This window comes from Streptomyces sp. 2A115 (genome assembly GCF_052245575.1).
In the GTDB taxonomy this organism is placed as follows: Bacteria; Actinomycetota; Actinomycetes; order Streptomycetales; family Streptomycetaceae; genus Streptomyces.
The window spans coordinates 55315-75426 of record NZ_JBQQCG010000018.1; the positions used below are offsets into that span (position 1 = coordinate 55315).

Sequence of the window (20112 nt, forward strand, 5' to 3'; positions counted from 1 at the left end):
CGGGGACACTCCCGGTGTCCCCGCCCCTTCCGCTGGAACCGTACGACGACGGGAGCAGCCGTGGACCGACGCGCGGCGGACCATCTGCTGTTGGCGACGGTCCGGCAAGGCGGTGCCTGGGGCGGCGTCCTGGCCGCCATATCCCTGCTGCTCGCCGGGGTCTACGTCGTACTGCCCGCCCTCGTGGGCCGCACGGTCGACGCCGTGCTCGGGCGCGGCGACTCAGCCCTGTGGCTGACCCTGTCCGCCGTCACCGTCGGGCTACTGGTGGTCTGCGACGCGGTGGACGACTACGCGGGCGCCGTCGCCAACGCCCGCTCCACGGCCTGGCTCCGGCACACCCTGCTCGGCCATGTCCTCGACATGGGCACCCGCGCCACCAGCCGCTACACGCCCGGAGATCTGGTGGCCCGTCTGGTGGGCAACACCGCCCGGGCCGGCAGCGCACCGTCGGGCCTGGTGTGGGCGGTGACCGAACTGGTCCCGCCGGTCGGGGCCGTGGTGGCGCTGGCCCTCATCGACCCCTGGCTGTGCCTCACCTTCCTCGCCGGACTACCGCTGATCGCGCTGGTGGTCCGTGCCTTCGTCCGCGACGTCTCCGACCTCAACGACCGCTACTTCGCCACGCAGGGCCGGATCGCCGCCCGGCTCGCCGACGCCCTCACCGGAATCCGCACCATCATCGCCGCCGGGACCACGGCCCGCGAGGCCGACCGGATACTGGAGCCGCTGCCCGAACTGCACCGCCACGGCCTGGGTATGTGGCGCGCGTTCGCCCGGGTCTCCGCACGGGACGCGGCGATCGTCCCCCTGTTGGAGGTCGCCGTGCTGGCCGTGGCCGGACTGGAGCTGGCCCGGGGCCGCATCACACCGGGTCAGATGCTCGCCGCGAGCGAGTACGTGCTGCTGGCCACCGGCGTGAGTTCGCTGGTGACCTCGGTGAACCGGCTGGCCTACGCGCGCGCCACCGCGGGTCGGGTCGCCGAGGTGCTGGACGAACCCACGGTGGCGTACGGCGGCGCGCGACTGCCGGCCGGAGGGGGCGGACGGCTGGAGTTCCGCCAGGTCACCGTACGCACCGCCGAGGGCTCCGCCGTACTGGACGGCGTCGATCTGGACCTGCCCGCGGGCGCCATGATCGCCGTCGTGGGGCGTTCCGGGTCCGGCAAGTCCCTGCTGGCCGCGCTGGCGGGGCGGCTGACCGACCCGGACGAGGGCGAGGTGCGGCTCGACGGCGTGCCGCTGCGCGATGTGGACCGCACGGAGCTGCGGCGGGCCATAGCGTACGGCTTCGAACGGCCCGTGCTGCTGGGCGAGACCTTCGCCGACGCGATCGGGTTCGGGCCCCGGACGCCCTCGGGCGCGGAGGTGATGGCGCAGGCCGCCGCCGCGCGCGCCGACTCCTTCATCCGGACCATGCCCGAGGGGTACCGCACACGGCTCGCCGCCGCCCCGCTGTCCGGCGGGGAGAGCCAACGGGTGGGCCTGGCACGGGCGTTCGGACAGGCCGGACGCGTCCTCGTGCTCGACGACGTGACGGCCAGCCTCGACACCGTCACGGAGCACCACATCAGCCAGGTGCTCACCGGGAACGGGGCGCTGGCCGACCGTACGCGACTCGTCGTGACCCACCGGTCCTCCACCGCCGCTCGCGCGGACCTCGTCGTCTGGCTCGGCGCGGGCCGCGTCCAGGGGCAGGGGACTCACCGCAGACTGTGGGCGGAGCCGGAGTACCGGCTCGTCTTCCGTCCGGAACCGGAACTCCATGGGAGCGTGCGGTGATCCGGGGAGCGCGTGGCCTGCTGCGCTCCGCACTGCGCACGCGGCGCCGGAACTTCGTCCGGCTCGCCGGCTGGTCGCTCGTCCAGGCCGTGCCCGCGCTGCTGTCCGGCTGGCTGGTCGCCCGCGCCGTCGATGACGGCTTTCTCGCCGGGCGCAGCGTGGAGGGCTGCGGCTGGCTCGGGTTGTTCGCCTGCGCCATCCTGGTCGGCGCCTGGGGCACGCGGCGGGCCATGCTCGAACTGGCCGGGGTCGTCGAGCCGTTCCGCGACCACCTGGTCGCCCTTGTCACCACCGGCACTCTGCGCCGCTCCGCCGGTCTCGGACAGCCCGCCGACACGGCGGGCGTGGCGCGGCTGACCGAGCAGGTGGAGATCGCCCGCGAGTCGTACGGGGCGGTCGTGATGTTCGTGCAGTCCTTCGCGGTCACGGCGGTGAGCGTGCTGCTCGGGCTGGCGGCACTCGATCCCGCCCTGCTCCTGCTGGTGGCGCCGCCACTCGCGGCCGGGCTCGGACTCTTTCTGCTGGCCCTGCGGGCGATGGCGACCCGGCAACGCGCGGTCGTCCTCGCCGACGAGGCCATCGCCGAGCATGTGAGCGCGGTGGTCGGGGGGCTGCGGGACGTGACTGCCTGCGGCGCCGAGGAACGCGTACGCGGCGGGGCGGGCGCCCGTATCGACGAGGCGGCGAGCGCGGCCCGCGCCCTGGCCCGGCTCACGGCCCTGCGGACCGCCGCGCTGGGTGTCGGCGGCTGGCTGCCGGTCGTGCTCATCCTGGCCGGGGCCCCATGGCTGGTCCGGAGCGGGGTGACCGCCGGCGCGATCCTGGGCGCGCTGACCTATGTGTCGCAGAGCCTGCAACCGGCCCTGCAGGGCTTCGTCCAAGGGCTGGGGGGCAGCGGGCTGTGGCTGCTGGTCACCCTCGGCCGGATCCTGGAGGCAGCCAACCTTGGGACCGACTCGCCGGCCCCGGCGGTGGCAGGGGCATCTGCGACGGCCCTGTCCCGAGCCTCCGGCGCCGAACCGAACGACGTCTCATTCGCCGCTGACGGCTGGAGCAAGCCCGAAGCCGGTCCACCACCTACGGCGGTGACGGGTGCGTCGGAAGCGACCCCCTCCCGAGCCGCCGGCGCCGAACCGAACGACGTCTCATTCGCCGCTGACGGTTCGGGCAAGCCCGGAGCCGGTCCACCACCTACGGCGGTGACGGGTGTGCCTGAAGCCGCCCCTTCCCGAGCCGCCGGTGCCAAGTCGCGCGGTGCCCCGTTGGCCAGTGCCGGTCCGGGGAAGCCCGGGACCGCCGGTCCGCCGCCCGCCGCGGTGGCGGGCGTGCCGGGAGAACTACGGCCCAGGCACGGTGGTGTCGAGTTGCGCGGTGTCACCTTCGGTTACGCCCGCTCCGCCGAGCCCGTCGTCCGGGATCTCGACCTCGCCCTCCCGCCGAGCACCCACCTGGCGGTCGTCGGCCCCAGCGGCGCCGGCAAGTCCACCCTCGCCGCGCTCATCGCCGGGCTTCTCGAACCGCAGACCGGCCGTATCCGCCTGGGCGGTGTCCCGGTGCGGACCCTGGACACCGGCCGACTGGCACGGTCCCGCGTACTGATCCCGCAGGAGGCGTACGTCTTCGCGGGCACTCTGCGTGAGAACCTCGCCTACCTCCACCCGACGGCCACCCCGCACGACCTCGACGCGGCGGTCCACGCCATCGGCGCGGGCCCGCTCGCCGAACGTCTCGGCGGCTACGACGCTCCCGTGGACCCGGCCCAGCTATCCGCCGGTGAGCGCCAGTTGCTCGCCCTCGTCCGTGCCCTGCTGCCGCCCGCCCGGCTGGTCCTGCTCGACGAGGCCACCTGCCACCTCGACCCGGCCGCCGAGGCGGTCGCCGAACAGGCCTTCGCTCGCCGCCCGGCCACCTTGATCGTCTGCGCCCACCGGATCAGCTCCGCGCTGCGCGCCGACCTCGTCCTCGTCATGGACGGCCCGCGTTGCCGCCTCGGCACGCACGACGAGCTGATGGCCGACTCCGCCCTCTACCGCGACCTGGTCGGCCACTGGGACCACGTGGCGGCCGACGTTCGGTCCTGATCCTGCCCCTGCCCCTGCCCCTGCCCCTGCCCTACAGCCACCCCGCCTCCCGAGCGATCCGGATCGCGTCGATGCGGTTGCGTGCCCCGGTCTTCCTGGAGACCGCGTTCAGGTGATTGCGGACCGTTCCCACCGACAGCGACAGCCGGTGGGCGATCTCACGCGTCGGTGTACCGTCCGCCGCCAGCCGCAGAACCTCGAGCTCCCTCGAGGTCAACGGACTCTCCGCCGAGGAAAGCGCCCGTAGCGCCAGTTCCGGGTCGATGAACCGCTCGCCCGCCGCCACCTTGCGGATTCCCTCGGCCAGAGCGTTACAGGGGCAGTTCTTGCCGATGAGGCCCGCGACGCGCAGCGCCAGCGCCTCTCGCAGATACTTGGGAGTCGCCGAGCCGGCCACCAGCAGGGTCCGGCACTCCGGCAGCCGCGCGGCCAGCTCCAGCGAGGTGCCGAGCGCCATGTCCTCACCGCCGTCGACGTCGATGACGAGCACATCGGGCCGGTACGACAGCGCCCGCATGACGGTCTGGTCGTTCCCCGGTGATTCCGCGACCACCTCGATGTCCTCCTCACGTGTCAGCAAGGCCGCGAGGGCCCCGCGCACCAGGTCTGTCTCTTCCACGAGAAGAACACGGATCAACATCGCTCCCGCCCGGCCGTACGCGGCCTCCATCACGCGACGCGCCCCGGTCACTCCGACGACGCCGTACGAAGTATCTCCGGTTATCCACCTGATTGCCGGAAGCCGCCCCGCCGCCCCGCCGACGCCGCCCGCCAGGCGCGGCACTCCGCTTCGGCCTCCCGCGCGCCATCCTCATTCATCCGCCGGACAGGAGTGGCTCCAGTGGACATGGAGTGGCTTCAGATAAGTGGTGAGACCACCTGCACCGGGCGGAGAACCGCTGGCAGGCCCCTGTCGCGCGATCCCCGCATCGGGAACGCGCGACGCTGCGCCGTTCCGCCACTGATGGCGCGAGTACGGCCTGCCGCCCCGATAGCCCCTCAGTACGCGTATGTGTTCAAGGTGGCCACCGCCGATGACGGATTCCCGAGGTCATACCGGTCCACTGCGAGGAAGTTGGGCTTCTTGCGGGCGGCCGGCTGGCAGAAACGCTGGGCCCGGTCGGTGAGTTTGGCGTTGTCGGTCGTGGCGGTGGAGGCGATCGCGGCATCGCGGAAGTGGTTCATGACGAAGAGGGGGCGGAACGGCGGCGCAGCGCTGGTCAACGGGATGTTGGTGTTGGCGTCGTACCAGCGGCTGTAGCAGGACCAGTCGGAACTGCCCACGCCGGAGCCCATGGACCAGTAGTTCTCGACGGTCCACTCGCGCTGGTACATCACGCCGAAGCTGTCGCGGGTGAGGCCCGCGGACTGGTCGGACGAGCGGCTGTGGTCGGTGAAGATGAGCAGGCGGTCGTTGGCGGCGATCAGGTCTGCCATCCGCGGCCAGCCCTTGGTGCGTACGCCGGTCTGATCGGGGCGGTAGAGGACGTCGGACAGGCCGCTCACTCGGGCCAGTTCGCTGCGCAGGACGCCTGGGTCGACGTAGTCCTCGAGGAACACGGTGACGACCTCACTCGGGTTCCGCTTCAGGAAGTCGACCATGCGCTGGATGTCCACCCACAGCGCCACCGGCCTGCTGACGAGCGTGCAGCTGTTGTGGCAGAGGATCGCGCCGTCCGACGTCTGATGGATGTCCATCATGAAACCGCGTACGCCGTCGGTGAGTTGCTGGTTGATGCCTCGGCTCTGGTTGGGGACGAGGTTCACGAAGGGCGGCGCGAAGCCGCCGTCGACACCGTTCGCGTAGGCGTTGTGCGACGTGAGGAACGTGACCTGGTCCAGGGTGCGTTGGTCCGGGGACGGCAACGGGGAGGTCGGGGACGTCACCGGGGTGAGGTACCAGGCGGCCGGACTGCCCGCCGAGCCAACGACCAGCTGAGCGGGGTAGTTGGCGCCGGAGGGCTTCGCTCCCAAGGTCAGGTACTGGTCGGAACCAGGGACTTTGAGTCGGTACTGGTCTGCTCCCGTCTCCGTCCCCGCCGGTGCGATCTCCCACGAGGCGTCGGCGCTCGTACAGGTCACGGTTCTCGCCTGGCCGGCGGAGCGGCCCAGGCAGTTGCCCGCCGCGTCGGTGCTCTCCAGTACGTACGACGCGCCGCTCGGCCGGAGTCTCCACTGCTGGCGGTCCTCGTTGCCCTTGGGGTTGCGCTGGACCACCGCTCCCCCGCTGTCGGCCGCGTTCAGGCCGGTCAGCGCGCTCTGAACGTAGAAGACACCCGCCGTCGGCACCTCCGCCGAGTGCGCGGGAGCCGCCAGGACGGTGGCCAGTGCCGCCCCGGCGGCGGCGAAGGAGAGTGAGGAGAGCAGGGGGCGATGGATCCGCATGGCGGTCGGTGTCCCTTCGGCAGCGCGGCGGCGCCAGGAGCGGCGGCCGGGTGTGGGGGTCTGCGCGGCACACTCAATCGGTTTGGTATGTACCGGTCAAGAGCATGGACGGCCCGACGGGGCGACGACACCGGGCCGCCGCCCCACGGACGTCAGCAGTACAGGTTGCCGCCCGCCGTCGTGCCGAGGATCTGCACGAACCGCTGATACGCGGTCACCCGGCTCTGCACCTGGGCCGGATTCTTGCCGTCACACTCCAGCGAACCGTTGATGCTGCGGATCGTCTGGCCGAAGCCCGCGCCGTTGACCATCGCGTTGTGGCCCGTCATCGTGCCGGGGCCGGTCTGCGTGTTCCAGTACCAGAGGCCCGTCTTCCAGGCGACGGAGGCGTCGTTCTGGACGAGCCACGGGTTGTTGAGGAGGTCGATGCCGAGCGCGTCACCCGCGGCCTTGTAGTTGAAATTCCAGCTGAGCTGGATCGGGCCGCGGCCGTAGTACGCGGCCTGGCCGGCCGGGCAGCCGTACGGCTGGCTCCAGTCGCAGTAGTGGGGGTAGTTGGCGGTGTTCTGCTCGACGATGTGGACCAGTCCGCCGGTCTCGTGGTTGACGTTGGCGAGGAAGGCCGCGGCTTCCTGCTTCTTGACGGTGTCGCTGCCGGTGTTCGCGAAGGCCGGGTAGGCGCTCATCGCCGCCCGCAGCCCGCTGTACGTGTAGAAGGAATTCCGGTTCGGGAACATCTGGTTGAACTGCGCCTCGCTCACGACGAAGCCGGAGGGGTTCGTGGGGCCCGTGTCGCAGGCGTACGGCTCCCAGTACCAGGTGCTGATGGTGGGGTCGTAGCCCGGGTTGTCGTGCTCGGCGATATAGGCCTTGCCGTCGGTGTAGCGGACGATGTTGCCGGTGACGTAGGACTTGCCGGCCACCCAGCTCGGGTAGCTCGAACAGGCGGCCGCGGACGCACTCGCCGCCGGCAGGAGCACCGGCACGGCACTTCCGACGACGAGCGCGGCCACGAACCCAGCGATACGGCGCCTCGACACAGGATCAACTCCTTCGCGGAGCACGGCCGCACCCGTACGAGGGCAGAGCGGAGCGGAACCTTGTGCGCACAGGCCGGTGAGACCGGCCACGGCGTACGGGGCAGCCGTGGTGGGGGGTGTGGAGGCACACTCAACTCCCTTGGTCTGGACCAGTCAAGGGTGTAGACCAGTCAACTCCCGGCGGCTTCACCGTCGTTCGGCGAGGCGGTCTGGAATCGGAGCCAATGGATGGGGGCGTCAGAAGAACGTGTCAGCCGTCTGCTGGTCCCCGGCGAAATTGACGGCGGGCTGGGCCCGCTACCGGAGTGGCTCCAGATGGCTTCCCATGGCCCAAGATGGCTCTAGAGGCCTCTAGATGCGCATGCCAACCTTTTGACCGACCGGATAATCTCCGCTCTCGATTTCCGCTCTCGCCACAGCACCCGTCCGCGAGGCGCAGGTTACACAGAGGACTCCGCGGCCGCCCCGTCGAGCGTGTCCACCAGCCGGTGCAGCAGCCCCTGCAGCAGTTCGTCGTCCCCATCACTCAGTACGGGCCACTGGGCGCGGACCTCGCGGTCGACACGCCGCCAGTAGGTCTCGCCGCGCGGGGTGAGATGGGCGAGGATGCGGCGCCGGTCGAGGGGATCGACGCGCCGGTAGACCACGTTCTGGTCGACGAGGTGATCGACCAGCTTGGTCAGGGTCGGAGGCGGCAGGAACGCCGCTTCGGCGACCGCCGTCATGGGATGACCCTCACCGTCGGAAAGCAGGGAGAGGACGCGCCAGGCGTCGAGTGAGCAGTCGTGCTCCTCCAAGGCGGCCTGGAGCCGACGCGCGGCCAGCCGCTCGGCCCGCGTCAAGAGGTGCATGAGGTCCTGAGACCGACGCGGAGGTGGGGTCGGCATCCTTCTCCTCGTTCCAAGGGATCACCACATCGTACAAGTCACGCTTCTCATAAGGATCTCCCACCAAGGATCTCTCCTGCCTGTCACCGCACGCACGCACCACACCCCGAGACGGATTGGAGTTCACCGGGCGTTCCCGGAATCATGACCTCATGGTCCGGCTCGACCCGCATCCGCTCGACTGGTTCACCGCAGACGACTCGGTCGTCAGCGTGGCGCTGGTGTTTCCCATGCAGGGCGCCGCGGGAATCTTCGGGCCCACGTGCGAGCTGTGCGCACGGCTCGCCGCGGAGGAGGTCAACCGCTCGGGCGGAGTGCTCGGCAAGGAGCTGCGCCTGCTGCCGGTCGACGGCGGCGCCGAACCGCACCGCGTCGCCGAGAACGTCGAAGCGCTGGTGAGGCTCGGCATCGTGCAGGGCGTCACCGGCTGGCACATCTCCTCCGTGCGCCGGGTCCTCGCCCCGCGCATCGCCCATCGGGTGCCCTACGTGTATACGGCGCTGTACGAGGGCGGCGAGGACACCGCGGGCGTCTTCCTGACCAGCGAAACCCCGAACGACCAACTCCGACCCGCCATGCGACTGCTGGCGGGTGAACACAGGGTGCGCCGCTGGTTCGTCGTGGGCAACGACTACGTATGGCCCCGCCGTACGGCCAGGGCCGCGCACCACTACGCGCGTGAGTCGGGAGGCGGCATCTGCGCGGAGGCGTATCTGCCGCTCGGCACGCATGACTTCGACGGGGTGCTGCGCCGGATCGAGCGCTCGGACGCGGACGCCGTGCTGATGCTGCTCGTGGGCAGCGACGCGGTCCGCTTCAACCGGGCGTTCGCCGCGTCCGGCCTCGACGAGCGGTGTCTGCGGCTGAGCACCCTGATGGACGAGAACATGCTGATGGCAAGCGGTCCCACGGCCACCGCCGGCCTCTACAGCGCCGCCGGGTTCTTCGCCTCACTGGCGAACCAGGACACACTCGACTTCCACGGCCAGTACGCCGGGCGGTACGGAGTCGAGGCGCCGGTCCTCGGCAGTCTCGGCGAATCGTGTTATGAGGGCGTGCTGTTACTGGCCGCGCTCATCGAGCGGGCCAGGACGCTCGACGTCTCCGCGATCGGCGCGGCGGCGGACACCGTGTCGTACGAAGGCCCTCGCGGGCTGCTCCACCTGCGCGGCAGCCACGTACGCCAGCGGATCTACCTGGCGCGGGCGGACGGCGTGGACTTCGACGTCGTCTCCCAGCTCGATCTTCACGAAGCCCGGCCTTGACATGCCCCCGTCGCCATGAAGATACTTCCCGCAGGAAGTATCTAGAATGCCTCGGGCGAACTGTGAATTCAGGTGTCGAATTCCGCCCCGGGCATTTTTTGTTGCCCGGTGAGAGCGCGAAGATACCGCCGGGAAAGTAACGCGAAACGCCTTGGAAACAGGGCGACCTGAGGCTGTGGACCGCACTTCAGGAGGTTCTCCTCCTTCCTCAGGGGGTTCTCCTCCTTCCAGCCCGAGGGGGTTCTTTTGTCCAGCGGTTCCAGCCGTTTCAGCGGTTCCAGTTTCTCCCGACGCAGGGTGATGGCGGGTGCCGCGTCGCTCGCGGCCGTCGTCGCGCTCTCCGCGTGCGGCGCCAAGACCGACGACGCGAGCAGCTCGTCCGACAAGGCGGCCAAGGCGGACACGAGCGGCGACACGGTCAAGGTCGGCCTGCTCAACTCGCTGTCCGGCACGATGGCGATCAGCGAGGTGACCGTACGCGACTCGCTGAAGCTGGCGATCGAGGAGATCAACGCCTCGGGCGGTGTGCTCGGCAAGAAGATCAAGCCGATCAGCGAGGACGGCGCCTCCGACTGGCCGACGTTCGCCGAGAAGGCGAGCAAGCTCATCAAGGAGGACCGGGTCGCGGCCACCTTCGGCTGCTGGACCTCGGCGAGCCGCAAAGCCGTGAAGCCGGTCTTCGAGAAGAACAAGTCACTCCTGTTCTATCCCGTGCAGTACGAGGGACTTGAGCAGTCCCCGTACATCTTCTACACCGGTGCCACCACGAACCAGCAGATCGTTCCGGCTCTCGACTACCTCAAGAGCCAGGGCAGGAAGAGCATTTACCTCGTCGGCAGCGACTATGTCTTCCCGCGCACCGCCAACAAGATCATCAAGGCGTACGCGAAGGCCAATGGCATGAAGGTGCTCGGCGAGGACTACGCGCCGCTGGGTTCCACGGAGTTCAGCACGATCGCCAACAAGGTGAAGGCGGCGAAGGCCGACGCGGTCTTCAACACTCTCAACGGCGACTCGAACGTGGCCTTCTTCAAGGAGTACAAGTCCGCGGGCCTGACCGCCGCGAGCATGCCGGTGGTCTCGGTGTCGATCGCCGAGGAAGAGGTCAAGTCGATCGGATCACAGTACCTGGCGGGCCAGTTGACGGCCTGGAACTACTACCAGACGACCGAGGGCGCGGAGAACACCGAGTTCGTGAAGGCGTACAAGGCCAAGTACGGCCAGGACAAGCCGACCAGTGACCCGATGGAGGCCGCGTACACCTCGGTCTACCTGTGGAAGGCGATGGTCGAGAAGGCCAAGTCCTTCGACCCGGAGAAGGTGAAGGCGGCCTCGGACGGCATCACCTTCGACGCCCCTGAGGGCAAGGTCACCATCGACGGCGCGTCGCAGCACATCTACAAGACCGCCAGGATCGGCAAGATCGGCAACGACGGACTCATCGAGCAGGTGTGGGACTCCGGGAAGGCGATCAAGCCGGACCCGTACCTGAAGGGCTATGACTGGGCCTCCGGCCTCTCCTGATCACCCGTCATGCGGGGGTCTCACGCGAGGCCCCCGCGTCCCGCCTCCCCGGAGGAGCCGCCGCATGACCGTGATCCTCGGTCAGACCTTCACCGGCATCAGCATCGGTGCCGTCCTGCTGCTCATCGCACTCGGCCTCTCGCTCACCTTCGGCCAGATGAACGTCATCAACATGGCCCATGGCGAGTTCATCATGGCCGGCGCCTACACCACGTACGTCCTCCAGAAGTCCATCAGCAGCGCGGGCCTGTCGCTGCTGGTCGCGCTGCCCGTCGCCTTCCTGGTGGCGGGCGCTCTCGGTGCGCTGCTCGAGTGGCTGCTCATCCGCCGCCTGTATCTGCGCCCGCTCGACACGCTGCTCGTCACCTGGGGTGTCTCGCTGATGCTCCAGCAGGCGGCCCGGGACATCTTCGGCGCGCCGAACGTGCAGACCCGCGCGCCCGATCTGCTGACCGGGAACATCACGATCATCGGCGGCGACGACCCGCTGACCTTCGCCAACAGCCGCCTGTTCATTCTGGGGTTGGCGATCGCCGCGGTCGTCGCACTGTCGCTGACGCTTCGCCTGACGTCGCTGGGCCGCCGGATCCGCGGTGTCGTGCAGAACCGCGATCTGGCCGAGGTGTCCGGCATCTCCACCGAACGCGTGGACCGGACCGCGTTCTTCATCGGGTCCGGGCTCGCCGGAGTCGCGGGCGTCGCGCTGACCCTGGTCGGTCCGATCGGCCCCACGATGGGCACCAACATCATCATCGACGCGTTCCTGGTGATCGTCGTCGGCGGCATCGGACAGCTCAAGGGGACGGTGATCGTCGCCTTCGTCCTTGGCGTCCTGCAGTCCGTCCTGGAGTACTCCACCACCGTCAGCGTCGCGAAGGTGCTCGTCCTCGTGGCCATCGTCGCGTTCCTCCAGTGGCGGCCCCAGGGGCTGTACACGCTGCGCACCCGGAGCCTCGTATGACCGAACTCAAGGGACTCAAAGGACTCAAAGGACTCGGACTCAAAGGGACCGTGTTCAAGGGTCGTTCGGCCCGCGCCGCCGCCGGATTCACCGCGGCCGCCCTGGCCCTGTTCGCCGTCGCCCCGCTGGCGCTCTCCGACTTCCGGCTCGGGCTCCTCGCCAAGTACCTCTGCACCGCGATGGTCGCCGTCGGCATCTGTCTGGCCTGGGGTCGCGGCGGACTGCTCACGCTCGGACAGGGCGTGTTCTTCGGGCTCGGCGGCTACGCCATGGCCATGCACCTGAAGATCGCCGACGCGGGTCCGGGCAACCTCCCCGATTTCATGCAGCTGTACGGCACCGCCACCGAACTCCCCTGGTGGTGGCGGCCGTTCGAGAATCCTGTCTTCGCCCTCGCCGCGACCGTGCTGCTGCCGATGGCCGTCGCGGCGATCCTGGGTTCGTTCATCTTCCGCCGCCGGGTGAAGGGCGCGTACTTCGCGATCCTGAGCCAGGCGCTCGCCGCGGCCTTCGCGATCTGGCTCATCGGCCAGCAGGCCACCACCGGTGGTACGAACGGACTCACCGACATCCAGGGCTTCTTCGGCTACGACCTCAACGACCCGGTCAACCAGCGGATGGTGTACTTCATCATCGCCGCGGCGCTCCTGCTCCTCATCGTCATCGCCCGGCAGCTGATCCACAGCCGGTACGGCGAACTCCTCGTCGCCGTAAGGGACTCGGAGGAGCGGGTGCGCTTCCTCGGGTACAACCCCGCGAACGTGAAGCTCGTCGCCTACGTCGTCGCTGCGGGCATGGCCGGACTCGCAGGCGCCCTCTTCGTGCCCGCGGTCGGCATCATCTCCCCCGCGATGATCGGCATCGTGCCGTCCATCGAGTTCGTCATCGGTGCCGCGGTCGGCGGCCGGGCGAGCCTGGCCGGCGCGGTGCTCGGCGCGATCGGGGTCGCCTGGGCGAAGACGGCGCTGTCGGAGGAGTTCCCGGCGGGCTGGACGTACTTCCAGGGGCTGCTGTTCATCGTGGCCCTGGCGTTCCTGCCGGGCGGCCTCGCGTCGCTGGTGGGGATGGTACGGCGGCGCAGAGCGGCGGCGGGCACGACCGGTGAACCATCTCCTGCCCTTCCTCTTGGAGAAGCAGCATGAGTGAGCTCTCAGGCCTTGAGATACGCCAACTGCGGGTGTCCTTCGACGGGTTCAAGGCCGTCGACGGTGTCGACCTCGACGTGGTTCCGGGCGATCTGCGCTTCCTCATCGGGCCTAACGGCGCGGGCAAGACAACGCTCGTGGACGCCGTCACCGGCCTGGTGAAGGCGGAGGGTTCGGTGCTCTTCGGGGGCGATGAGCTGCTCGGGCGGAGCGTGCACGACATCGCCCGCTCGGGGATCGGCCGGACCTTCCAAACGGCCACGGTCTTCGAGGAGTTGACGGTCCTTCAGAACCTCGACATCGCGGCGGGCGCCGGGCGCGGCATGCTGACGATGCTCCGGCGACGCAAAAGCGTGCCGGAGTCCGTCGCGCGCGCGATGGAGACGGTCGGGCTCGCGGAGCTGGCCGACAACCCCGCCGGGACGCTCGCCCACGGGCAGAAGCAGTGGCTGGAGATCGGCATGCTGCTCGTGCAGGACGTACGGCTGCTGCTGCTCGACGAACCGGTCGCCGGGATGAGCCACGACGAACGGCAGGCCACGGGTGAGCTGTTGCAGCGCATCAGCGAGGAGCGGACCGTGGTGGTCATCGAGCACGACATGGACTTCATGCGGTCCTTCGCGCGCAGCGTCAGTGTGCTGCACGGGGGCAAGGTGCTGAGCGAGGGAACAGTGGCCGAGGTGCAGGCCGATCCCAAGGTGCAGGAGGTGTACCTCGGGCACGCGGCCGTCCAGGACGCCGAGTTGATACTGCCGGAGCCGGAGCCCGTGGACGGTGCCGCGGCAGGCGCGGCCGTGAAGGAGGCGTGAGGCGGACATGAAGCTGGAGATCGACGACATCCGGGTCGGCTACAACCGCAGCATCGTCCTGCACGGAGTCTCCGTCGAGGTACCGGACGACGGCGTCGCCGCGGTGCTGGGGCACAACGGGGCGGGCAAGAGCACACTGCTGCGGGCCGCCGTCGGGCTGCTCACCCCGTCGAGCGGCGCGATCCGCCTCGACGGCGAGGACATCACCCGCCGCAAGCCCCACGAGCGCGTGGCGCGCGGCATGGCGTACGTGCCGCAGGGCCAGCAGGCATTCCCCCATCTCACGACGGCGGAGAACCTCCAGCTGGTCGCGGACGGACGGGGCCGCGGCAAGGCGGCGATCGCCGAGGCGCTGGACATGTTCCCGGTCCTGCGGACCCTGTCGAACCGGCGGGCGGGCCTGCTCTCGGGCGGACAGCGACAGCAACTCGCCATCGCCCGTGCTCTGGTGACGGACCCTCGCATCCTGCTCCTGGACGAGCCGACCGAAGGCATCCAGCCCTCGATCGTGGCCGAGATCGAGGAGACGATCCTCGCGCTGGCCGCCCGCGGCGGCCTCTCGGTGCTCCTCGTCGAGCAACACGTCGGCTTCGCGATGCGGGCGGCGCAGCGGTACTACGTCCTGGAGGCCGGACGGGTCACGTCGTCCGGTGAGGGCGGGACGGAGGCGGAGCGGTCCGTGCGGGAGGCGCTGAGCGTGTGACCGCGGGTGCCCTGGGCGGAACATACGAGACCAGCGGGGGCACCCCCAGCTCCGTACGCGCTGACGTGCCGCACGCCTGCCTTCAACGCCGTACGAGCGCCTGCCGACCGCGTTCGAGGTAGGCACGCTCGGCTGTGCTGTCGGTGAGCGCGATGGCCGCCTCGTACGCCCGCACGGCTTCCGGCCCGCGGCCCAGGCGGCGCAGCAGATCCGCTCGTACGGCGTGGAAGGCGTGGTAACCGCCGAGGTCGAGGTTCTCCACGAGGTCGAGGGCCTCTTCCGGTCCCTCGACCTCGGCCACCGCGACGGCGCGATTGAGGGCGACGACCGGGCTCGGGGCGAGGGCCATGAGCTGGTCGTACAGCTGGAGGATCTGGCCCCAGTCCGTGGCGGCCGCGGTCGGGGCGTCGCTGTGGACGGCGTTGACCGCGGCCTGGATCTGGTACGGGCCGGGCTGGTCGCGGCGCAGGCACCGGCGTACGAGGGACTGGCCCTCGGCGATCAGATCGCGGTCCCACCGGGAGCGGTCCTGGTCGGCGAGGAGAACCAGTTCGCCGTCGGGCGTGGTGCGGGCGGGCCGACGAGCCTCGACGAGCAGCATCAGCGCGAGCAGGCCGACGGCCTCGGGCTCGTCCGGCATCAGCTCGACCAGCAGCCGGCCGAGGCGGACGGCCTCCGCACAGAGGTCCTCCCGGCCCCCGTACCCCTCGTTGAAGATGAGGTAGACGACCGCCAACACACCCTTGACGCGATCGGGGAGGTCGGCATCGCGCGGGACGCGGTACGGGATACGGGCGTCGCGGATCTTGGCCTTGGCCCTGACCAGGCGCTGGGCCATGGTGGGCTCGGGTACGAGGAAGGCGCGCGCGATCTGTGGCGTGGTGAGCCCGCCGAGGAGTCTGAGGGTGAGGGCGACCTGGGCCTGGGTGGCGAGCGCGGGGTGGCAGCAGGTGAAGATCAGGCGGAGCCGGTCGTCGCGCACGGGGCCCTCCTCGGGCGGTGCGTCGTGGGCGTACAGCCGGGCCGCCTCGGCGTGCCGGGCCTCGCGCGTGGACTCGCGGCGCAGCCGGTCGACGGCCCGGTTGCGGGCGGTGGTGATGATCCACCCCGCGGGGCTCGGCGGTATCCCCGTCTCCGGCCACTTCCGCAGCGCCGTGGTGAAGGCGTCCTGCACCGCTTCCTCGGCGAGGTCGATGTCGCCGAGGAAGCGGACGAGGACGGCGACCGCACGGCCGTACTCCGCGCGGAAGACGGCCTCGATGTCGACGTTCGGGGTCATCAGTCGTCGGCTTCGCCCATGAAGGGCCGCACCTCGATGGGGAGCGTGGTCGCCAGCGTCGCCTTGCGGCCCCATTCGAGCGCCGCGTCGAGGTCGGGTGCCTTGATCAGGCAGATCCCGCCCAGGAACTCCTTGCTCTCGGTGTACGGGCCGTCGGTGATCAGTACCTCTCCCTTGTCGGCCCGCAGCACGGTGGCCGTCTCGGGACCGTGCAGTCCCCCGGCGAACACCCAGGCGCCGGCCTCCTTCAGTTCGGCGTGAAGGACATCGAGGTTGTGCCCGATCTCTTTCAGGATCTCAGGCGCGGGCGGCTCCCCCACCGGCTGCATCACGCTCAACAGATAGTGCTTCATGACGTGTCCTCCTTGGTGGTCTCTCACTGACTACACGAAGGGGAGACCACCGGATCGACACACGCCACGACGACAGCGGGAGATTTTTTTCCAGGCGTCGGTCACCCTCCGCCCGGCGCGTAGTAGTGAGCGCGGACCCGGCGCAGCCACTCCTCGACGGGCGCCTCGTCGGGCTGTTCCGGCAGGGCGCTCGGGGTCTCGTCGAAGGCCGCTTCGTACCGCTTGAGAAGGGGCAGCGCGGTCATGGCGTCGGCCGCCACCTGTTCTCCGAACCGGTGGTACTCCTCCGGGTCCTCGACGCGGATACCCAGGCGTCCGGTGGCGTACAGCTCGTAGCCCTGGTGGCACAGGCGCCGCAGGTGTCGGGCGTGCTTGGCCGTGCGTTTGCGGGTATCGGCGGAGAAGGAGCCGTCGCCGCGGTCGTTGAGCCGTTTGAACTGCTGGGTGGCGTAACCGAGGTAGGCGGCACGGACCCGCTGCGCGGAGAGCAGGGTCGACCGGATGCCGATCAGTTCGTCACCCAGCGGCGTACGGACCTCGTACAACTCGTCGGGCAGCCAGACGAGTTCCATGACGGTCGGGTTGCCGCCCAGAGCGAGCCGGCACCACTTTGCCGCTTCATGGAGCGTGCTGTCGGGTGCGGTCGTGACGTGGGACTCCTTCGGGCGGTGGAGGCCGTGGAGGCCCTCGGTGGGGGCGGCGAACATGCCGAGCCGGTCCACGTCCGAGCCTTCGTGGGCGAGGCCGTAGGCGGTGGAGCCGACGATGCCGGACAGCAGAATGTTCGTGGTCGTCACGGCCGTCCCCCCTTGCTTGTGCCGGCGTCCTTGTGTGAGCCGGGCGGCTCGCACAAGGTCATCACCCGGGAGGCGGCCGAGTACAGCGATTTTCCGGGGCGAGGAGCATGCGCCCCCAAAGCCTCAGCTCGCGAACGGCATCTGCGCGGAGGGAGCGGGCCGGTCGGCGAACGGGTGCTGCCACAGGCCCCGCGCGGCAAGCCGGGGCAGCACGCCCTCGCTGAACCCGTACGCCTCCTCCAGATGCGGATAGCCGGAGAGCACGAACTCGTCGATGCCGAGGCGGTGGTACTCGGCGATGCGGTCGGCGACCTCGTCGTGGCTGCCGACGAGGGCCGTGCCCGCGCCGCCGCGCACCAGACCGATGCCTGCCCACAGGTTGGGGTGGATCTCCAGGCCGTCGCCGCTGCCGCCGTGCAGGGCGAGCATCCGCTGCTGCCCCTCGGACTCGCTGCGGGCAAGCCCCGCCTCTCCGGACTTCACGGTCTCCGTGGAGCTGGGCACGGACCAATTCGTTGGGTGCTGCGGCCGCGCCGCGTTCTGTGGAGCAGGCATGTAGCTGCGGACCACATTCGCGACGCAGGCAGCTGGATGTGTTGCATCCCTACACCACCTACCACCGATGTGAGGTGGATCAACCCTTGAGGCGCTCCGGGTCAGGCGTGCCCGATCATGATCGGAATGGACGCTTGTTTCCTCGGCATCGCCGAGCTGGTCGAAACACCGCCCGTGGCGGTCGTGGTCGACGTCATGCGCGCTTTCACCGTGGCTCCCTGGGCCTTTGCCCAGGGGGCGGAAAAGATCGTTCTCGCTGAGTCGCTGGACGAAGCCCTGGCGCTCAAGGCTCGCCACCCGGATTGGGTGGCGCTCAAGGACGGTCCGCCCGCGCCCGGGTTCGACTTGGTCAACTCGCCGGGCCTGCTGCGGTCTGTTGACCTCGGCGGACGGACCGTCGTGCAGAAGACCACGGCAGGGACGGTCGGCGCCCTCGCGGTCAAGGAAGCGTCGCTGGTGCTGTGCGCCGGCTTCGTGGTGGCGGAGGCAACGGCTCGGCTCTTGCGGACGCGCAAGAGTGACAGTGTCACGTTCGTGGTCACTGGCGAGGATGGGCAGGCCGATGAAGATCTGGCGTGCGCTCAATACATCGCCCAAAGGGCCACCGCTGCCGGGACGGATGCTGCCGAGTTCGTCCGCCGCGCCGCCGAGTCGCGCGCCGCCACCGAGCTGGCGGAGGGCGTGCGTCAAGGAGTCCATTCCGATGACGTTGCACTCTGTCTCGAGGTCGACCGGTTCCCCTTTGCCATGGTGGCGACCTTGGAAGGCTCGCTCATGGTCCTCCGTCCATCCGCCGGCCTTTCACTGACCGACGACGTCCCGGCCTGATCTCTGGTGTCGGCGGCTCCGCAGAGCCGGATGATCGGGCCCGGCCCCGTCGTTCGAACTCGGCGCGGAGGTGAGCGCGAGGGCGAGTGCCGTAGGGCGCGGCCGATTCCCGCTTCGGGCAAGTCACACTCCGTCACCGAACGTCACCTTGGGTCCCGTGGCCAACCCCTTGCGCCCCTACCGACCCGCCGACCGCTACACATAAAGATGAAATAAGCGCACAATGAACCTACGCGGCGCTTACCGCATACCGCTCCAGAGCGGTCGTGTCTGCAGAGAACGAAGGAGACGAGTCATGGCCGACGTCTCACACACCAGAGGTGACATCACCAGCCACCCTGATGTAACCGAAATGCGGGATCGATACGCCCGCATGCTCGGTGGTCGCGATGTGGCACTCGTGGACGGACCGGTGTTCCTGCTCGGTCTGTACTGCGCCACTTCCCCGTGGATTCTCCACTACACGACAAGCCAGCCCGCGCTCGTGACCCACAACCTCATCATGGGCATCGCGATAGGCGTGCTGGCTCTCGGATTCACCACCACCCCGACGCGGATGTACGGCCTGAGCTGGGCCATGTGCGCCATGGGTACGTGGCTGATCATCTCGCCGTGGATCGTCGGCGAGAGCCCTGACGCGGGTGTCGTCGTCAACAACATCATCATCGGCGCCCTCGCCGTGGTGCTGGGGTTCGTATGCGCGGCAGCGTCCATGAAAGGCAAACCGCAGGCGTAGCAGGACGTCTGCACGGACAGCGGACGTCGCAGGACGTCCGCACGGATGAGGACCGCCGGCCGGTGCGCGCGTTCACGTCGCGGACCGGTCGGCACATGGACGTACGGGCACATGCCGTATGGGCGTCTGGGCGTACGGCTCAGCGGCTCGGCATCAGCCACGGCTCCTGTGGGAGCGGGCTGCCGGTCTCGATGAACGACTTCAGGTTGGACAGCACGGCCGGCCAACCGGACGACACGTCGGCGAGCATGGCCTCGTCGGCCAGGTCCTCCTCGGTGACAGTGAGCCGAACGATGTCTCCGTGCTGCTCGATGTCGAAGGTGATCCGGGAGTACTTCTCCTCCTGCCCCTCATCCTCGGGCGCCACCCCTGTCATCACCAGCCGCGTCGGCCGCTCACTCTCCACGACGGCGCCGACCGCGTCAGCGATGCCCGAGCCGTCCGTGCGGCGGTGTTCCCAGCGTGAGCCGGGCTTCCAGTCCGAGACGTTGCTGTGGCCCCAGTAGGCCGCGGTCATGTCGGCGTCGGTGAGCGCGTCCCAGATCCTCTCGGGCGTGCTCTCGATATAGATGACGTAGACGAATGTCGGCTTGTCTGTCATGTCTTCCTCGGCTCGTCGCTTGACTGCGCTGAGCGCACGCAGCCGCGGGCGCTCGAACTTGTCGATCCACCGCTCCTGGATCTCGTGGAGCGGTACGGGGTTGAGGTAGTGCAGCTTTTCCCGCCCCCGCCGCACCGCGCTGACCAGGTTGGCGGCCTCCAGGACCGCCAGGTGCTGGGTCACCGACTGGCGGGTCATGTCGATGTGCTCGCACAGCTCCCCCAGCGTCTGCCCGCTGTGCTCGTGCAGCCTGTCGAGCAGCCGCCTTCGCGTCCCGTCGGCCAGCGCCTTGAAGACCTGGTCCATCCTTGAGTCCTTCTCCGGCCCTGGATCCCTCTTCGCTCGCACACTCAACGTTATGCAGGCAATTACCTGCATGTC

The 20112-nt window shown here is 69.5% G+C and carries 18 protein-coding genes and 1 pseudogene; 10 read left to right on the plus strand and 9 right to left on the minus strand.

The annotated features are described in order from the left end of the window. Nucleotides 1-60 precede the first annotated feature (60 nt). A complete protein-coding gene (locus ACTWQR_RS17865; RefSeq protein ID WP_443228074.1) occupies nt 61-1782 on the plus strand; it encodes an ABC transporter ATP-binding protein in 1722 nt (573 codons plus the stop codon). After that, nucleotides 1779-3863, plus strand: coding sequence for an ATP-binding cassette domain-containing protein (locus ACTWQR_RS17870; protein WP_443228075.1), 2085 nt, complete (start codon nt 1779-1781; stop codon nt 3861-3863). Before ACTWQR_RS17865 ends, ACTWQR_RS17870 begins: the two co-directional genes overlap by 4 nt. Nucleotides 3864-3894: 31 nt before the next feature. Here ACTWQR_RS17870 and ACTWQR_RS17875 read toward each other — a convergent pair whose 3' ends face one another. The 4 genes from ACTWQR_RS17875 to ACTWQR_RS17890 all read right to left on the minus strand — a co-directional run bounded on the left by ACTWQR_RS17875 (nt 3895) and on the right by ACTWQR_RS17890 (nt 8139). Beyond that, the gene (locus ACTWQR_RS17875; RefSeq protein WP_443228154.1) at nt 3895-4500 is read right to left on the minus strand and encodes a response regulator transcription factor; all 606 of its coding nucleotides are present in this window, start codon (nt 4498-4500) and stop codon (nt 3895-3897) included. Between the two features lie 362 nt (nt 4501-4862). Continuing rightward, nucleotides 4863-6248, minus strand: a complete 1386-nt coding sequence (locus tag ACTWQR_RS17880; protein WP_443228076.1) for a phospholipase — start codon at nt 6246-6248, stop codon at nt 4863-4865. A 152-nt stretch (nt 6249-6400) separates the two neighbouring features. Next, nucleotides 6401-7288 (minus strand): glycoside hydrolase family 19 protein, encoded by an 888-nt coding sequence (locus ACTWQR_RS17885; protein ID WP_443228077.1) that lies wholly within the window; start codon nt 7286-7288, stop codon nt 6401-6403. 440 nt (nt 7289-7728) lie between these two features. Further along, complete coding sequence (locus ACTWQR_RS17890) at nt 7729-8139, minus strand: MarR family winged helix-turn-helix transcriptional regulator (protein WP_443228078.1); 411 nt, start codon at nt 8137-8139, stop codon at nt 7729-7731. Nucleotides 8140-8327: 188 nt separating this feature from the next. On the opposite strand from ACTWQR_RS17890, the gene ACTWQR_RS17895 reads away from it, so the two are divergent. The 6 genes from ACTWQR_RS17895 to urtE all read left to right on the plus strand — a co-directional run bounded on the left by ACTWQR_RS17895 (nt 8328) and on the right by urtE (nt 14582). Then, nucleotides 8328-9440, plus strand: coding sequence for a substrate-binding domain-containing protein (locus tag ACTWQR_RS17895; RefSeq protein ID WP_443228079.1), 1113 nt, complete (start codon nt 8328-8330; stop codon nt 9438-9440). A 300-nt stretch (nt 9441-9740) separates the two neighbouring features. Next, nucleotides 9741-10964 (plus strand): urea ABC transporter substrate-binding protein, encoded by a 1224-nt coding sequence (gene urtA, locus ACTWQR_RS17900; protein ID WP_443228080.1) that lies wholly within the window; start codon nt 9741-9743, stop codon nt 10962-10964. A 64-nt stretch (nt 10965-11028) separates the two neighbouring features. After that, on the plus strand, nt 11029-11925 hold the full coding sequence (gene urtB, locus ACTWQR_RS17905) for an urea ABC transporter permease subunit UrtB (RefSeq protein WP_443228081.1): 897 nt from the start codon (nt 11029-11031) through the stop codon (nt 11923-11925). Further along, nucleotides 11922-13067 carry an urea ABC transporter permease subunit UrtC gene (gene urtC, locus ACTWQR_RS17910; protein WP_443228082.1) on the plus strand — a complete coding sequence of 382 codons (1146 nt, stop codon included), beginning with the start codon at nt 11922-11924 and terminating at the stop codon, nt 13065-13067. The genes urtB and urtC overlap by 4 nt, the downstream gene beginning before the upstream one ends. Then, on the plus strand, nt 13064-13879 hold the full coding sequence (urtD, locus tag ACTWQR_RS17915; protein ID WP_443228083.1) for an urea ABC transporter ATP-binding protein UrtD: 816 nt from the start codon (nt 13064-13066) through the stop codon (nt 13877-13879). The genes urtC and urtD overlap by 4 nt, the downstream gene beginning before the upstream one ends. A 7-nt stretch (nt 13880-13886) precedes the next feature. Continuing rightward, complete coding sequence (urtE, locus tag ACTWQR_RS17920; protein WP_443228084.1) at nt 13887-14582, plus strand: urea ABC transporter ATP-binding subunit UrtE; 696 nt, start codon at nt 13887-13889, stop codon at nt 14580-14582. A gap of 82 nt (nt 14583-14664) precedes the next feature. On the opposite strand, the gene ACTWQR_RS17925 is transcribed toward urtE, so the two are convergent. The 4 genes and pseudogenes from ACTWQR_RS17925 to ACTWQR_RS17940 form a co-directional block, all read right to left on the minus strand. Continuing rightward, nucleotides 14665-15861, minus strand: coding sequence for an RNA polymerase sigma factor (locus tag ACTWQR_RS17925; RefSeq protein WP_443228085.1), 1197 nt, complete (start codon nt 15859-15861; stop codon nt 14665-14667). Beyond that, nucleotides 15861-16214 carry a YciI family protein gene (locus ACTWQR_RS17930; RefSeq protein ID WP_443228086.1) on the minus strand — a complete coding sequence of 118 codons (354 nt, stop codon included), beginning with the start codon at nt 16212-16214 and terminating at the stop codon, nt 15861-15863. Before ACTWQR_RS17930 ends, ACTWQR_RS17925 begins: the two co-directional genes overlap by 1 nt. A 101-nt stretch (nt 16215-16315) precedes the next feature. Beyond that, nucleotides 16316-17011 carry a nucleotidyltransferase domain-containing protein gene (locus ACTWQR_RS17935; RefSeq protein ID WP_443228087.1) on the minus strand — a complete coding sequence of 232 codons (696 nt, stop codon included), beginning with the start codon at nt 17009-17011 and terminating at the stop codon, nt 16316-16318. Nucleotides 17012-17134: 123 nt separating this feature from the next. Further along, a pseudogene (locus tag ACTWQR_RS17940) lies at nt 17135-17500 on the minus strand (LLM class flavin-dependent oxidoreductase); the annotation flags it as partial. A 192-nt stretch (nt 17501-17692) separates the two neighbouring features. Between ACTWQR_RS17940 and ACTWQR_RS17945 the strand changes: the two are divergent. Both ACTWQR_RS17945 and ACTWQR_RS17950 read left to right on the plus strand, forming a co-directional pair. Next, nucleotides 17693-18394: a 2-phosphosulfolactate phosphatase gene (locus ACTWQR_RS17945; RefSeq protein ID WP_443228155.1), complete on the plus strand. Its 702-nt coding sequence runs from the start codon at nt 17693-17695 to the stop codon at nt 18392-18394. A gap of 295 nt (nt 18395-18689) precedes the next feature. Continuing rightward, nucleotides 18690-19130 (plus strand): SPW repeat protein, encoded by a 441-nt coding sequence (locus ACTWQR_RS17950; RefSeq protein WP_443228088.1) that lies wholly within the window; start codon nt 18690-18692, stop codon nt 19128-19130. 139 nt (nt 19131-19269) lie between these two features. Here the strand turns inward: ACTWQR_RS17950 and ACTWQR_RS17955 are convergent, their stop codons facing one another. Further along, on the minus strand, nt 19270-20037 hold the full coding sequence (locus tag ACTWQR_RS17955; RefSeq protein WP_443228089.1) for an ArsR/SmtB family transcription factor: 768 nt from the start codon (nt 20035-20037) through the stop codon (nt 19270-19272). Nucleotides 20038-20112: the final 75 nt, after the last annotated feature.